Source organism: Saccharomonospora xinjiangensis XJ-54, assembly GCF_000258175.1.
GTDB classification, from domain to species: Bacteria; Actinomycetota; Actinomycetes; order Mycobacteriales; family Pseudonocardiaceae; genus Saccharomonospora; species Saccharomonospora xinjiangensis.
The window spans coordinates 4,700,310-4,714,155 of sequence record NZ_JH636049.1; the positions used below are offsets into that span (position 1 = coordinate 4,700,310).

The 13,846-nt window shown below is 70.7% G+C and carries 17 protein-coding genes; 5 read left to right on the forward strand and 12 right to left on the reverse strand.

Going from position 1 to position 13,846, the window contains the following annotated elements; genetic code table 11:
- Positions 1-23 precede the first annotated feature (23 nt).
- The gene (locus SACXIDRAFT_RS21380) at positions 24-716 is read right to left on the reverse strand and encodes a GAP family protein (RefSeq protein ID WP_006240773.1); all 693 of its coding nucleotides are present in this window, start codon (positions 714-716) and stop codon (positions 24-26) included.
- 57 nt (positions 717-773) lie between these two features.
- Between SACXIDRAFT_RS21380 and SACXIDRAFT_RS21385 the strand changes: the two genes are divergently transcribed.
- Complete coding sequence (locus tag SACXIDRAFT_RS21385; protein ID WP_006240774.1) at positions 774-1,385, forward strand: TetR/AcrR family transcriptional regulator; 612 nt, start codon at positions 774-776, stop codon at positions 1,383-1,385.
- On the opposite strand, the gene SACXIDRAFT_RS21390 is transcribed toward SACXIDRAFT_RS21385, so the two are convergent.
- Complete coding sequence (locus tag SACXIDRAFT_RS21390) at positions 1,361-2,293, reverse strand: LysR family transcriptional regulator (RefSeq protein ID WP_006240775.1); 933 nt, start codon at positions 2,291-2,293, stop codon at positions 1,361-1,363. The two genes, SACXIDRAFT_RS21385 and SACXIDRAFT_RS21390, sit on opposite strands and share 25 nt — an antisense overlap.
- 124 nt (positions 2,294-2,417) lie before the next feature.
- Here SACXIDRAFT_RS21390 and SACXIDRAFT_RS21395 point away from each other — a divergent pair, with 124 nt between their 5' ends.
- Both SACXIDRAFT_RS21395 and SACXIDRAFT_RS21400 read left to right on the forward strand, forming a co-directional pair.
- Complete coding sequence (locus SACXIDRAFT_RS21395; RefSeq protein ID WP_006240776.1) at positions 2,418-2,801, forward strand: DUF1801 domain-containing protein; 384 nt, start codon at positions 2,418-2,420, stop codon at positions 2,799-2,801.
- A complete protein-coding gene (locus SACXIDRAFT_RS21400) occupies positions 2,798-3,205 on the forward strand; it encodes a VOC family protein (RefSeq protein WP_006240777.1) in 408 nt (135 codons plus the stop codon). The genes SACXIDRAFT_RS21395 and SACXIDRAFT_RS21400 overlap by 4 nt, the downstream gene beginning before the upstream one ends.
- A gap of 18 nt (positions 3,206-3,223) precedes the next feature.
- Here SACXIDRAFT_RS21400 and SACXIDRAFT_RS21405 read toward each other — a convergent pair whose 3' ends face one another.
- The 4 genes from SACXIDRAFT_RS21405 to SACXIDRAFT_RS21420 all read right to left on the reverse strand — a co-directional run bounded on the left by SACXIDRAFT_RS21405 (position 3,224) and on the right by SACXIDRAFT_RS21420 (position 7,282).
- Positions 3,224-4,111, reverse strand: a complete 888-nt coding sequence (locus SACXIDRAFT_RS21405) for a PhzF family phenazine biosynthesis isomerase (RefSeq protein ID WP_006240778.1) — start codon at positions 4,109-4,111, stop codon at positions 3,224-3,226.
- Positions 4,108-4,941 carry an SAM-dependent methyltransferase gene (locus tag SACXIDRAFT_RS21410; RefSeq protein ID WP_006240779.1) on the reverse strand — a complete coding sequence of 278 codons (834 nt, stop codon included), beginning with the start codon at positions 4,939-4,941 and terminating at the stop codon, positions 4,108-4,110. Before SACXIDRAFT_RS21410 ends, SACXIDRAFT_RS21405 begins: the two co-directional genes overlap by 4 nt.
- Positions 4,942-5,247: 306 nt before the next feature.
- The gene (locus SACXIDRAFT_RS21415; RefSeq protein WP_006240780.1) at positions 5,248-6,423 is read right to left on the reverse strand and encodes a glycosyltransferase; all 1,176 of its coding nucleotides are present in this window, start codon (positions 6,421-6,423) and stop codon (positions 5,248-5,250) included.
- Positions 6,386-7,282, reverse strand: coding sequence for a DMT family transporter (locus SACXIDRAFT_RS21420; RefSeq protein WP_006240781.1), 897 nt, complete (start codon positions 7,280-7,282; stop codon positions 6,386-6,388). Before SACXIDRAFT_RS21420 ends, SACXIDRAFT_RS21415 begins: the two co-directional genes overlap by 38 nt.
- Before the next feature lie 183 nt (positions 7,283-7,465).
- Between SACXIDRAFT_RS21420 and SACXIDRAFT_RS21425 the strand changes: the two genes are divergently transcribed.
- Positions 7,466-8,695 (forward strand): PP2C family protein-serine/threonine phosphatase, encoded by a 1,230-nt coding sequence (locus SACXIDRAFT_RS21425; protein WP_040922876.1) that lies wholly within the window; start codon positions 7,466-7,468, stop codon positions 8,693-8,695.
- A gap of 145 nt (positions 8,696-8,840) precedes the next feature.
- Positions 8,841-9,347: a ribonuclease E activity regulator RraA gene (rraA, locus tag SACXIDRAFT_RS21430; RefSeq protein ID WP_006240783.1), complete on the forward strand. Its 507-nt coding sequence runs from the start codon at positions 8,841-8,843 to the stop codon at positions 9,345-9,347.
- Positions 9,348-9,644: 297 nt separating this feature from the next.
- Here the strand turns inward: rraA and SACXIDRAFT_RS21435 are convergent, their stop codons facing one another.
- The 6 genes from SACXIDRAFT_RS21435 to SACXIDRAFT_RS21460 all read right to left on the reverse strand — a co-directional run bounded on the left by SACXIDRAFT_RS21435 (position 9,645) and on the right by SACXIDRAFT_RS21460 (position 13,846).
- Positions 9,645-9,980, reverse strand: coding sequence for a TcmI family type II polyketide cyclase (locus SACXIDRAFT_RS21435; protein WP_006240784.1), 336 nt, complete (start codon positions 9,978-9,980; stop codon positions 9,645-9,647).
- A gap of 70 nt (positions 9,981-10,050) precedes the next feature.
- Positions 10,051-10,548 (reverse strand): SRPBCC family protein, encoded by a 498-nt coding sequence (locus SACXIDRAFT_RS21440; RefSeq protein ID WP_006240785.1) that lies wholly within the window; start codon positions 10,546-10,548, stop codon positions 10,051-10,053.
- A gap of 1 nt (position 10,549) precedes the next feature.
- Positions 10,550-10,816 (reverse strand): acyl carrier protein, encoded by a 267-nt coding sequence (locus SACXIDRAFT_RS21445; protein WP_006240786.1) that lies wholly within the window; start codon positions 10,814-10,816, stop codon positions 10,550-10,552.
- Positions 10,813-12,108 carry a beta-ketoacyl synthase N-terminal-like domain-containing protein gene (locus SACXIDRAFT_RS21450; protein WP_006240787.1) on the reverse strand — a complete coding sequence of 432 codons (1,296 nt, stop codon included), beginning with the start codon at positions 12,106-12,108 and terminating at the stop codon, positions 10,813-10,815. The genes SACXIDRAFT_RS21445 and SACXIDRAFT_RS21450 overlap by 4 nt, the downstream gene beginning before the upstream one ends.
- The gene (locus SACXIDRAFT_RS21455; protein WP_006240788.1) at positions 12,105-13,373 is read right to left on the reverse strand and encodes a beta-ketoacyl-[acyl-carrier-protein] synthase family protein; all 1,269 of its coding nucleotides are present in this window, start codon (positions 13,371-13,373) and stop codon (positions 12,105-12,107) included. Before SACXIDRAFT_RS21455 ends, SACXIDRAFT_RS21450 begins: the two co-directional genes overlap by 4 nt.
- The gene (locus SACXIDRAFT_RS21460; protein WP_006240789.1) at positions 13,370-13,846 is read right to left on the reverse strand and encodes a cupin domain-containing protein; all 477 of its coding nucleotides are present in this window, start codon (positions 13,844-13,846) and stop codon (positions 13,370-13,372) included. Before SACXIDRAFT_RS21460 ends, SACXIDRAFT_RS21455 begins: the two co-directional genes overlap by 4 nt.

Genomic DNA, 13,846 nt, shown 5'->3' on the forward strand with positions numbered 1-13,846 from the left:
TCCTTCTCATCCCTTTCCGAAGATCAATCGAAGAGTTCCAGCCGCTGTACCGCGTCACCCGTGAGGGAGAAGCCGACCACCAGCAGCACCCAGCCGAGAACCTGGTCACCACGCGATTCCAGGAAGCGCCGCAGCCGGTCGAGTGCGCGCTCGGCCCTGCCCCGCGCGCACCGGAGGGCGACGAGCGCACCGAGTCCCGGCACGATCATCAGCCCGGCGTAGCCTGCGAGGATGGCCGAGGCCGTCGCCGGAGCGACGCCCCCTGCCGACAGCAGCCCGATCGCCGCCAGGTACGGCAGCATCGAGGCGATCTCCACGACCCCGGCGCCGAGTGCCAGCCCCACCGCCTTCCGATCCGGCATGGCATCTCCTGTGACGCGGTTGCGCCACCGCGCCGGGCGCGACGCGGCCCCGGCTCGTCGGCGATCGAGGCGGAGACCGGCGAGAAACAGTGCCACACCAAGCGCCAGCTGCGCCCAGGTGACCGGCGTGCTCGACGCCAGCGCCGCGCCGACGGGTTCGAGGTGATCGAGGCCGAACACCAGCGCGAGCCCGACGAGCCAGTAGAACCCGGCGAGCGTCGCCAGGTACACGAGCACAGGGCGTACCGGCTCGCCGAGCCGCAGCATCAGCCACAACGGCACGGCGAGCGTTCCCACGCTGGTGCTGTCCACTACGGCGAGGCCGGCAAGTCCTGCCAGCATCCCCCAGGTCATCGGCCACTTCTTTTTCGCACGAAGATATTAAAACACAAGTGTGCTAGAAAGTCGGACATGCCCAAGGTCGTGGACCACGAACAGCGAAGACAGGAGCTGGCCCAGGCTCTGTGGCGGGTGGTGGACAGGGCAGGGTTCGAGGGGGCCACCGTTCGCGCCGTCGCCACGGAGGCCAACTGGTCGATGGGCGCGCTGCGGTACTACTTCGACTCCCAGCAACGGCTGCTGCACTTCGCCGTGGAAATCCTGATCGAGCGCATCGGCGACCGGCTCAGGGCGCATCTCGGCGCCGGGATCACCGGACCCGAACTCGCCCGCCGCCTGATGGAGGAGTTCCTGCCGCTCGACAGCGACCGCGGGGTCGAGGTCACCGTCTGGCTCGCGGCGCTGGAGCGGGCCCGCACCGACCCCCACCTCGCCGCGCTGCGCAGGCAGTCCTGGGAGGGAACCCGCCAGGTGTGCCGACTCGCGATCGTCGAGTTACGCGGAGCCGGGCGCCCGGACAACTCGGCGAAACCGCTGCGCCCCCGCGCGCTGGAGGACGCGGCCGCAGCGCTGCACGTCTACCTCGACGGCCTCACCCTGCACGCCAGCCGCTACCCCGAGCAGAACCCGCCGGGAGTCGTCCGTGAGGCACTGCACACCTACCTCGCCGCACTGGCAGGCTGACCCGCCTCCGTGACCCTCGACTGCCCATTCAGGATGGTGTCCGACGCCGTGCGCACGAATTCGCGCACCCGCGCCGTCGTGTTCGACTCCAGCCAGACGAAACCGCGTTCGATCGGCGGCGCGTCGTGGATCGGCACATACGCCAGGTCGGGGCGCGGGTAGTAGTGCTGGGTGTCCTCGCCGACCGGCAACACGCCGTGGCCCATCGCGACCAGCGACAGCATCTCGGAGAACGTGGCTCCCGCAGGCCCTGCGGGGACCGGTCTTCCCGACGGCGTCCGCTCCGGAGTCCGGTCGCGCTTGAACGCGGCGGAGGTCACGGCCGGGTACTGCACCACAGGGTGATCGCCCAGCACCTCCAGCGACACGGACTCGCGGCAGGCAAGGGGATGCCGCTGCGCCACGGCCAGCAGCCTGCGCTCGGTGAGCAGCGCCGGGCCCCTGGCCATGCCGTCGAACGGGTACGACGCCAGCAGCAGATCCACCGAGCCGTCGAGCAGGCTCGCCCTGCTGCCCGACAGTTGCACCTCCACCACCCGCACCGTGCAGTCGGGGTGACGGCGGGAGAACAGACCGGCGACCGCGCTCACCACCGGCGCTCCCCACTCCCCCAAGAACGCCACGGTCAGCTCACCCGACACTCCCCTTCCCGCGTCGGTGGCTCTCCGCAACGCCTCCTCGATGCCCGCGACCAGCGGCGCCAGGTCGTCGGCGAGACGTTCGCCGATCGCGGTCAGCCGGACTCTGCGGCTGGTGCGCTCGAACAGCGGCGCGCCGATACCGCGTTCCAGCTTCTTGACGACGTGGCTCACGCGGCCCGTTGTGACGTGCAGCCGCTCCGCCGTGCGGCCGAAGTGCAACTCCTCGGCGAGCGTCAGAAACGTCTCGATCTCGTGCCGCTCCAGCATGCCGCCTCACATCGTTGACTCCGGTTCAACGATCGTAGCCCGATCGCGGCTTGGTGGAGACGCCGCAAGAAGCCACTGTTGACAGGGCCGGACAACACCGAAAAGCCAGCAGACGAGGAACACCATGACAACCCTGACCACGACAAGCAGCCCGGCCACCACAGCGGGCTCTGTGGCCTCGCTGGCGCCGCCGCTACGGCGGGTCGCCGAACCACTGTGCTCACTCATCGACGAGGCGCTGCCCGAAGCGACGAGTGCGCTGTGGCACGGACACCCGACGTGGAGTCTCGGCGACAAGCCGGGCAGACGCCCCGTGTGCCTGGTCAAGGCACACTCGGCGACGGTCACGTTCGGACTGTGGCGGGGACGGCAGGTGACCGACGAGCCGGGGCGGCTGCGGGCCGGCGCCCGCATGATGGCGTCGGTGAAGCTCGCCGGCGTCTCCGAGATCGCCCGCGCGTTGTTCACCGACTGGCGGCGCCAGGCCTACTCACTGGAGGAGAAATGAGCACCAAGAGCATTGTCCGGGTGACCGGGTTCGACCACCTTGTCCTCACCGTGGCCGACGTGGAACGTTCCCTCGCCTTCTACACCGGTGTCCTCGGCCTCGAACCGGTGAGAGTGGACGAATGGCGGGCGGGACGAGCACCGTTCCCGTCGGTACGGATCGACCGAGGGACCATCCTCGACCTCGTCCACGGGCCGCGCGGTGAGGCCAACATGGATCACCTCTGCCTCGTCGTGGCCCCGCTCGACTGGCAGGAGGTCATCGACTCCGGGGTGTTCACCGTCGAGGAGGGACCGGTGCCGCGATTCGGGGCACGCGGCACCGGCCAGTCGATCTATGTGCGGGACCCTGACGGCAACTCGGTCGAGTTGCGGTACTACCCGCAGGACACCCAGGACACCTGAGCGTTCCCGCACGCGCGGTCAGGCCGGGATGACGACGGCCTGACCGCTGACGCGCACCCGCGGATCGGCCGGGTCCACCTCGACCCGCAGTTCGCTCGGCCGTCCCATGTCCTCGCCCTGGTGGACGAGGTAGGTCGTGGCGGCGGTGACGTACCCGAGCTGCCGAAGGTAGCCGCCGAACGCCGCGGCAGCCGCTCCGGTGGCGGCGTCCTCCACGACACCGCCCACGGGGAACGGGTTCCTGGCATGGAACTCGCCCGGCTCACCGGGGCAGAACAGGTGCACGGTGGTCCAGCCTTCGGCACGCATCAGATCACCGAGCGCGTCGAAGTCGTAGTCGAGGTCGGCCAGCCGCTCCCGCGAGGCCGCGGCCAGCACGAGGTGGTCGTTGCCGCCGAACGCCACGTGAGGCGGGAATCGCGGGTCGAGGTCGGCTCGTGACCAGCGCAGGGCGGCCAGCGCCGCGTCAACCACCGCGTCCCCGGCCTCACGGGACGACGTGGGCACGCTGGTGAGCGTGGCACGAGGGACGTCGCCGCCGCTCGCGGTGACGTCCACGGAGATCTCGCCCGCGTTGGTGGTGAAGTCGAGCCGTCCAGGGCCGAGCCTGCGTCCGAGTTCCACCGAGGTCGCCACGGTGGCGTGCCCGCAGAACGCCACCTCCGCCTTCGGGCTGAAGTACCGCAGCCTGAACCGCCGCCGCTGCGAGTCGCCGCCGGTGACGAACGCGGTTTCCGAGTATCCGACCTCGGCGGCCACCGCGAGCATGTCCGCGTCGGCCAGCCCCTCGGCCTCGCACACGACCCCTGCCGGGTTTCCCCCCGAGGGGTCGGTGGTGAACGCCGCGTAGCGCAGCACCTCCACGCCGGACGATGATGTCGCCGATGCCGCTGATGTCCCTGTCATCTCTTCCACCCCACCCCAGCCAGTCCCCGCGAGCGGGCAGGCTCACCGCTGTACGGGTCCTCCCCGCCGGGCCGCCATTCCGGCAGCCACACGAGACCGGGTTCCGCGAGTTCGAGACCGTCGAAGAAGGCGGCGATCTCCTCCCGTGACCGCGGCATCGCCGGGCTGTTGGTCTTCTTCGTGTACGACTCGGTCAGCTTCTTCGACACCTCGAGCGTCTCGGTGTCGGAAGGGTCCACATGGATGTGGGACAGCGCCAGCAGGCTGCCCTGCGGCAACCGGTCGCGGTAGTAGGCGAGCACGCGGCCCGGTTCGGTGGCCGGTGGCATGAAATGCAGCAGCGCCACGGCGAGCAGCGCGATCGGCTTGGTCTCGTCGATGACCCCGGTGTCGAGCACGCGCTCCCACAGCAGCGCGCCGTCGAAGAAGTCCGCATCGATGGCGCGGTGGCGGTCAGGGTCCGCGGTGCGTTCGAGGAGGATCTCCGCGTGTGCCTGTGCGATGGGCTCGTTGTCGATGTAGACCACGCTGCACTCGCCCGGCGCCGCCTCGTCGGCGACCTCGTGCACGTTGCCCTGCGTCGGCAGACCCGACCCGATGTCCACGAACTGCCGGATGCCGTGTTCCACGGCGTAGCGGACCGCGCGCCCGAGGAAGGCCCTGTTCGACACCGCGAAATCGCGGATGTCGGGAAGGAGGCGTAGCTGCTCCTCGGCGAACGCCTGGTCCACCGCGTAGTTGTGCACGCCACCGAGCAGGTAGTCGTACACCCGCCCCACCGACACCTTGTTCACCGACTCAGCGAGCCGGTCGGCATTGCTCGCCGACATCGGACCCACGCTCCCTCTGTCCCTCTGTCATGATTGTCCCTCTGTCATGATCATCCGTAGTAGGACCTCAGTGTGCCTGCTGTCATGGCGACGGCACACACCGAGTCACCCATCGCAACACAACCGCGAACAACCGAACCACGCCGACGCCCGTGTCCGCACTTCCTGCACTCGTGTCCGCACTTCTCGTCCGAGAACCAGCACTACAGCCCCACCGTATAGGACGTTATACGACCTGTGAGGTCGCCGAACGCCTCGGACGAGAACCGGCGAGCACCTGCTGCGGGCCTCAGACACCTCGTCTCGTCACCCCCGGTAGGCGCGAGTTCGCACGACGCTGCGGTAGATCTCCTCGAACCGCGCCAGCGTGCGCTGCTCGTCGTGGGCGAGGGCGATCGCCCTGCTGACGCCTCCCATGCGGCGCCGGAGGTCCGCCGAAGTCAGGATCGCGTCGAGTGCGGCGCCGAGCCCTGCCACGTCACCAGGCTCCACGAGGTACCCGTTGTCCCCCTGCGACACCAGGTGAGGCAGGGCCACAGCATTCGCCGCGACGACAGGGAGTCCGCACGCCAGCGCTTCCAGCGTCGCGATGCTCTGCAACTCGGCGACACCCGGGATCGCGAACACGTCCGCGGCCCGGTACACCATCGGGAGCCGCTCGCCGGGCACGAACCCGAGGAACCGCACCCGGTGGGCGACGCCCTCCCGCTCGCAGAGCCGTTCGAGATCCGCTCGCCGCGTTCCGGTGCCGGCCAGCACGAGCTGCGTGTCGGGACCGGTCACCGTCGGCAATGCTCTGATCAGCTCGTCGAGCCGTTTCTCCGCGTCGAGCCTGCCGACGTAGACCACCGTGGGCGCGTCAGGCAGCCCCAGCTCACCGCGGAATCCCGCCCTCGGGGTTTCGGGCGGGGAGAACCGTCGCGTGTCCACGCCACACGAGACGGCCTCTACTGGCAGGCCGAAGCCGTTCTCGGCGAGCAGGGCCGCCGCCGCGTTCGTCGGGGTGGTGACGTGATCGGCCCGGTCGTACACCCTGCGGAAATCCCGCCACGCCACGTCGGACACCGTCCGATGCAGGTGACGCGGGAGGTAGGGAAGCAGGTTGTCCGGCATGAAGTGGTTGGTCGCGACGACGGGCACGCCGTGCCGCCTCGCCGCCCGCACGGCGGCCCTGCCGATCGTGAAGTGGTCCTGCGTGTGCACCACATCCGGCGCCACCGCCGCGACGAGCCTGCGCAGTAGCGCCGGTACGCCGGGCGGCGGCACGAACCGCACACTCGGATGAATCAGCAGCCGCGCCGAACCGAGCCGGTGCAGCCACACTCCCGAGTCCCGCACGACCTTGCGCGGGCCCGTCTCCGACGCGCACACCACATGCACCTCGTGCCCGCGCCTTGCGAGCCCGGACGCGAGGCGGTGTGCGAAGAAGGAGCTTCCGCTGACGTCAGGAGGGTAGGTGTCGGTCGCCATCAACACGCGCATGATCACTGTGTCCCGGGGTTTGCAGGTAGGAGCGGGCGATCCCGGCGACACCGGCCACGATGCCGGTGGCCGACAGCGCCATCCAGGCCGCCGCCGCTGCCGTGCCGGGCGCGGGCTCGCCCAGGACGAGCACGCCGACCGTCGCGGCCGCGACCGGGTCCGCGATCTCCAGCATGGCGAAGGTCAGCGCGAAACGCCGCATACGGTACGCGTGCTGCTGGGCGAGTCCTCCCGTCGTGAGCAACACGACCACCAGAAGGGTGAGCCAGTCGGCGATCGCGGACGGATCGGTGAGCATGCGGTGTCCCACGACGCCCACCAACGCCGAGCCGACCCCGAACGTGGTCCCCGCGGCGAACGCCAACGCCGCCGACCGCACGCTGCGTGAGTCCGCAAGCCACGAGAGCCCCACCGCGGTCCCCGCCACGACGAGGGTGGCCGCGGTGAGCAGCACGGCGGCCTGCGTCGCGAGTCCCGCGCCCTTCGGACCCGGCGGCAGCGCGAACAGCAACCCCACCAGACCCACCACGATGGCGGCTCCCCCCACCAGCTGAGAACGACCGGGCCTGCGACGGTCGAGCACTGCCTTGACGATCAGCGCGAACAGCAGCCCGACGGTGCCCACCGGCTGGATGACGCTGACCGGCCCCTGACTGAGTGCCAGCACGTGCAGGCCGACTCCCAGTCCCGCGAACGCGGCGCCGAGCAGCCACCGGGGTTGCCGCACGAGCCGCAGCAGCCACCGCACGCCCCTCCCGCCGAGAAACCGCATGCCGACCACGACCCGCTCCTGCATCGCGGAGCCGATCGCGATGAACAACGCCCCGGCCACCGCGAGCGCCACAGCGACCGCGAGCACGCTACGACCGCCTTCCTTCGCGACCGGAACCGGTGGCGGGGGCTGCCCAGTCCCACCTCACGCCGCGCCCTCCTCCCACGGGCGGCCGGATACCCCTGACGTCGCGGACTCATACCGGGCGAAGCGCAGGAGAGGAGACCAACGTCCCCAGTGGAACGCCTCCGCGACACCTACCGTGGAGACGTGACCGCGACGTGGTTCACCGCGCTCAGCGACGTGATCGACCGTGCTCACCTCGCAGGAGGCGAGGACCTGGCGACGATCGTCGATGACGCCGTCGCGGGCCTTGGCATGGCCGCCCGGCCCTATCTCGTCGATCTTCCCCAGCGGCACCTGCGTTCCCTGGACGGTGGTGACCCCGTCCCGATCGGCTCGACCGTCGCGGGCCGCGCGTTCCGGCTCGTCGAGATCCTGCCCGTGAAAGACCGGCGCACCGGCCGTCCCGCGTTGTGGGTGCCGATGCTCGACGGCGCCCACCGTCTCGGGGTGCTCTACCTCGTGCTGCCGGAGGACGCCGACGCCGACGATCCTGGCCTGCACCAATGCTGCTGGGCACTCGGCGGCGCACTCGGTCAGACGGTGATGTCCAAGCTCGCGCAGAGCGACACCCTGAACCGGCTGCGCAGGCCGAGGCCGCTGTCGGCGTCCGCCGAGCTGCTGTGGCAGCTGTTGCCTCCGCAGACCTTCGCGACCCCGGACATGACGGTCAGCGCCGTGGTGGAATATTACGACGAGGCCGGTGGCGACGGCTTCGACTACGACTCCAGCGGAGGCGTCGGCTACGTCGCCGCCTTCGACGCCACCGGACACGACCTCCAAGCGGGTCTGGTGTGCTCGACGGCGCTGGCCGCGACCCGCCACGCGCGCCGCTTGGGCTGCGATCTCAGCGAGATCGCCACCCGCGCCGACGAAGTCGTCCGCGCCAACACATCACACAGCCGGTTCTCCACGGCCGTGCTCATGCAACTCGACTTCGCGACCGGTGTGCTGACCTACATCAACGCCGGGCATCCGCCGCCGGTGCTGCTGCGCAGCGGCCGCATGGCGAAGGAACTCGTCCACGGGCGGCGTCTTCCGCTGGGCCTTCAGCACCTCGACACCGGCAATCCCGCCCCACCGCCTGCCTCCGAACGCCTGCAACGCGGCGACCGCCTGCTGCTGTACACCGACGGGGTGACCGAGGCCAGGAACACGCGAGGTGAGCATTTCGGCCTCGCCCGCCTTGTGGACACCGTGGAGCGCCACAACGCCGCGGGGTTGCCCGCTCCGGAGACGTTACGCAGGGTCACCCATGCCGTGCTCGACCACCAGGAAGGCAGGCTCTCCGACGACGCGACACTGCTGTTGATGGAGTGGCCGACCCCGGCCCATCCCCGGCTGCTTCCCGCCGCTCAGGCCAGGGCCCCCCACTGACCGTCTCCCGCACCCTCACGTGTGGCCCCACTGACGGGACGGCGAGATGCCGGTCACGCGCGATCACGGTCGCACTCGTGTTTCCCTCCCTTGCCGGTGCGGTGCAGGATGGGCGCACTCGCGACCGTACGACGAAAGGCCCACGGTGACCGATGCGACCACGCCGGTGACACCGGTGACACCACTGCCCACCGCCGACCTCGTCGATGAGCACGGAGACCGGCTCTCGGTGTGCGACACCCAGTTCCGGCAGTTCGGAGGGCGCCGCTCCTTCTGCGGGCGCGTCCGCACGATCTCCTGCCACGAGGACAACGGCCTGGTGCGGGAGCTGCTGCGCACTCCGGGGGAAGGCTGCGTGCTGGTGGTGGACGGCGGGGGGTCGTTGCACACCGCGCTCACCGGCGACCTCATCGCCGCCTCCGCGGTCGAGAACGGCTGGTCGGGTCTCGTCATCAACGGCGCCGTGCGCGACAGCGCCGCGCTCGCCACGATGCCGATCGGCATCAAGGCACTCGGCACCAACCCGCGCAAGAGCGCGAAGGCGAGCCGGGGAGCGATCGACGTGCCCGTGGGGTTCGGCGGGGTCACGTTCGTGCCCGGTGACGTGCTCCACGCCGACGACGACGGAGTCGTGCTGCTGCCGCGCGACTGAACGTCCACCGCTCGCACGGCGAGGCCGGGTCCGGTGCAGCTTGGCTCGGTCCGAGCGGCGTCGCGCACCAGGGCCTGCGCCGGGTGACCGCATCCCAGGAGGCTGCCCGGCCCGGCCCGGCGCGGCCCGGTACAGGCCAGCACAGGCCACGCCACGCGCCGGGCAGGCTCGTGGCCGCACCGACGCCGTGGACTCCCGTGCGGGAAGTGCGGACACGCGTGCAGGAAGTGCGGACACGCGTGCAGGAAGTGCGGACACGCGTGCAGGAAGTGCGGACACGCCGGTGGGCCGGCCGGGTCAGGGTGTGGCGCGCCAGTGGTAGAACGGCGTGGCCATCGCGTCCGAGGGCGAGCGCCACGTCTCGGGGTCGAACGGGCGGATGTAGGCGTCGAGGGCGGCGCTGAGGTCACGGAACTCGCTGACATCGGGGTCGCTGCGTACCCGTTCGACCCTGGTGCCGACATCGCCGTCCGCCTCGATCAGGTGGAAGTACAAGCCGTGGAAACGGAACAGGGTGCGCGCGCGGACACCCACCCTCGCGGGAAGGGGGCCAGCGTCGGATTCGGCGAACAGCGCCGCGACCGCCTCGCTGTCGGCCTCGTCCATCCTCGCGACGATCAATGTGCGGTTCACACCTTCTCCTTGCCCTGCGCGAGGGGACCCGCGTGCGCCCTCGGGGTTGACATCGTGCGAGGAGCGGGGTTCACAACGTCTCCCTGCCCGGCGCGAGGGGACCCTGCAACGGTGGCATGGCGGCGGCCTCCGCCTCCAGCACCCGCTTGACGGCGTTCATCTGGACCGGTGTGTTGGCGTTGATCCGCTCGGTCATACCCTCGTCGTCGATCGGGGCGTCCGGTTTCATCGCGAAGTCCTGGGTCCATCGCATGAGCACACCGCCTTCGACCTCGTGGTAGGTCCAGCGAATCCGCATGTACTCGAACGGCCCTGTCTCGATCCGGCGCGCCACCACCGTGCGGGTCGCGGGATCGAGTTCCCTCTCCGACACCCACGACCAGACCCTGCCCTGTTCGTCGGGAACCATGGTCAGGCGGAAGCGGACGCGGTCGCCCGCGTCCTGAAGCACCTCGGCCTTCGCGTACTCCGTGAACAGGTTCGGCCAGTCCGCGACGTCGTTGGTTCTCGCCCACACGAGGTCCATCGGGGCGTTGACGATCACGTGGTTCTCCGTGTGTCCCGGCATGTCAGGCCGCCTTCCGCAGGGTGTCGTTGAGAATCGCGAGGAATTCCCGCACGGATCGCGCCTCCTGCGCCTCGGTGGGCAGGGCGACACCGCGTTCCCGCTCGACGGCCGTGATCACGCCGAGCAGTGCCAGCGAATCGAGCCCGAGTTCGTCGAACGTCGTCGCCGAGTCCACATCGGACTGATCGATGCGGAGCCCGCCGGTGGCTGACAGCAGCTCGCCGAGTTCCTCCGCCGTGATCTCCCTGTGGCTGTTCGCTCCACTCATGGTGTCCTCCTTCTCCCGGTCATTCCTTCCGAGTCCGTGGCCGATGCGAGTACGACTGCGGAGCTAAATCCGCCGAAGCCTCGCGCGAGCACCAGGACGTGCCGGAGCGGTCCGCTGCGGGGCGCGCCGGTGACCACGTCGGCAGGCACGGCGACCTCATTCGCGGTGAGTCCCGGTGTCGGCGGTACCACGCCGTCGCGCAGCGCCAGGGCCGCGGCGGCCACCGCGAACGCGCCTGCCGCCGAGTACGCGCGGCCGAGTCCCGCCGCCACCGCCGTCACCGGCACACGGTCGAACGAGGGGCCGAGAGCGAGCCGCAGCGCGGCGATCTCGGCCGCGTCGGCCTGCGGCACCGCCATCCCGTCGGCGAACACGGCGTCGATGCCGGTGGGCGGCACGCGGGCTTGTTGAAGCGCCAGCCGGATCGCGGCGGCCGTCGCCTCCGAGGTGTGCCGCCAGTAGTCGGTGTCTCCCACAGCCTGCTGTGGACCCGTGAACGTCGCCGCATGCCCTGCCACCGCCGCGAGTGCGCGGACCCCACGGGCTCGCGCGTGCCCGGCGTTCTCCAGCACCAGCACCGCGCCGCCCTCACCCGGCACGTAACCCGAGGCGTCGTGGGCGAACGGGCGGTACGCCTGAGGGTCGTCACGCTCGCTGAGCAGTCCCGAGCGCCACTGGCAGGTGAGCGCGTACGGGCTGATCGGCGCCTCGGTGCCGCCGCAGACCTGCACCCGGCACCCGCGCCGGACGGCGAGCCTGGCGTGCGCCACGGCATCCAGCCCGCCTGCCGACTCGCTGCTCACCACCGCGCACGGGCCCCGCATCGTGTTGGCGATCGAGATCTGCCCCGTCGAGGCCGCGTAGAACCATGCGATGGACTGGTAGGGGCCGACGTGGCGAGGGCCGCGAGCCCAGAGCGCCTCGATCTCCCGCTGCCCGAACGCGTTGCCGCCCGACCCGGCCGAGGTGGTCACCCCGACGTCGAAGCTGCCGAGGTCACCGGAGCCGTCCCAGCATTGTGGACCCAGCGCGGCGGAGGCCAGCGCCTGCCAGGTGGCCTCCAGCGCGAACTGCGTCCACAGATCCGTCTGCACCACGATCCGGGGGTCGAGGGAGCCCGCCGGGTCGAACCGCGTCACCTCGCCCGCGTACCGGACCGGGTAGCGGCCGGGGTCGAACCGGCTGATACGCCGCACACCGCACGCGCCTGCCAATGCCGACCGCCAGAAGTCCTCGGCGCTCGTTCCCGTCGGGGCCACCACGCCGAGCCCGGTGATCACCACGTCGCTCATCGGGCCCTCCTGCCTGCCGCGTCCAGCACGACAGCCGACTGGAAACCGCCGAACCCACTGCCCACGCTGAGCACCAGATCGACCTGCCGCTCGCGCGCCTCGCGCGGCACGTAGTCCAGATCGCACTCGGGGTCACGGTGCTCGTAGTTCGCCGTCGGTGGCACCACCCCGGTGTCGATCGCCAGCACACAGGCCACGAGTTCGAGGCTGCCGATCGCGCCGAGGGAATGCCCGATCATCGACTTGATGGAGCTCATCGGCGTCCGGTACGCGTGCTCGCCGAGACTGCGCTTCACCGCCGCCGTCTCGTGCCGGTCGTTCTGCTTCGTGCTCGACCCGTGCGCGTTGACGTAGCCGACCTCCCAGGGCTCTGCCTTCGCCGCCCGCAACGCCGCCGTGATCGCCCTCGCCAGCTCCGCACCCTCCGCCGTCAGCCCGGTCATGTGGTAGGCGTTGCCGAACGTCGCGAACCCGGCGACCTCGCAGTACACCCGCGCGCCCCGCCGCCGCGCCCTGCCCAGCTCCTCCAGCACGAGCACCGCCGCGCCCTCGCCGAGCACGAACCCGTCGCGCAGCGCGTCGAAGGGCCTGCTCGCCCGCGCGGGCTCGTCGTTGCGGGCGCTGGTCGCCTTGATGGCGTCGAAACACGCCACCGTGATCGGCGAGATCGGCGCGTCGGCGGCCCCCGCGATCACCACGTCCGCCGCGCCGTCCTCGACGGCCATCGCCCCGTAGCCGACCGCGTCGAGGCCCGACGTGCATCCGGTCGAGACGGTGCGCACGGGCCCTCGCGCACCGTGCGCGTCGGCTACCTCCGCCGCGAGCGTGCTGGGCACCAGCGCGTGGTACAGGAACGGATCGGCGCGCCCCGGATCGACGAGCCATTCGGCCCCGCCGCCGGAGACCTCGACGTATCCCCGTTCGAGCCGGATCGTCGAGCCCACAGCGGTTCCCATGCTCACCCCCACCCGCCACGGGTCAACGGCGTCGAGTTCGAGTCCGGAGTCGTCCACGGCCTCCCGCGCCGCCACGAGCCCGAACTGCACGTGCCGGTCGAGGCGGGCGACGTCGGCGGGGTCGAGTCCCTCGGCGAGCGGATCGAAGTCGCACTCGGCGGCGATCCGCGACCGGAAACCACTCGGGTCGAACAGCGTGATGCCCCTCGTCGCGGTGGTGCCGGCGGTGAGCAGGTCCCAGAACGCCCTCACTCCCGCGCCACCGGGGGCCACGACGCCCAGCCCTGTCACGGCGACCCTCCGGATCATGTGCCACCTCCGTCACGTCCTCCTGACGTGGTGGACGGCTCCGTGTCCACGTGCCCGAGTTCGGGCCGGGGAGCGAGCGGGCCGAGCTGGAACACCACGCGGGCTGGCACGGGCCCCTCGTTGCGGAGCCGGTGCCGGGTTCCTGGTGGGATCAGCAGCGCCGAGCAGCACTCCAGATTCCACGGCTCACCGTCGAGATCGACGGTCAGCTCGCCGTCGGCCACGTACAGGAATTCCTCCGAGTACGGGTGATAGTGCTCGGCGATGCGTTCCCCCGGCTCCAGCCTGGCCACCCCGAGGAAGCCGGACACCGAACCTGCGTTGCGGGGACTCAGCATCGTGCGGATCACCCCGCCTCTGCGGTGGTCGGCGGCGATGTCCGCCTCGCGCACACGAACCACGAGGCGTTCGGGCCGACGTCGGTGCACGCCGTCAGCGGCTGTCCGCACCGAGGGCTCGGTCTCGTCCGGCAT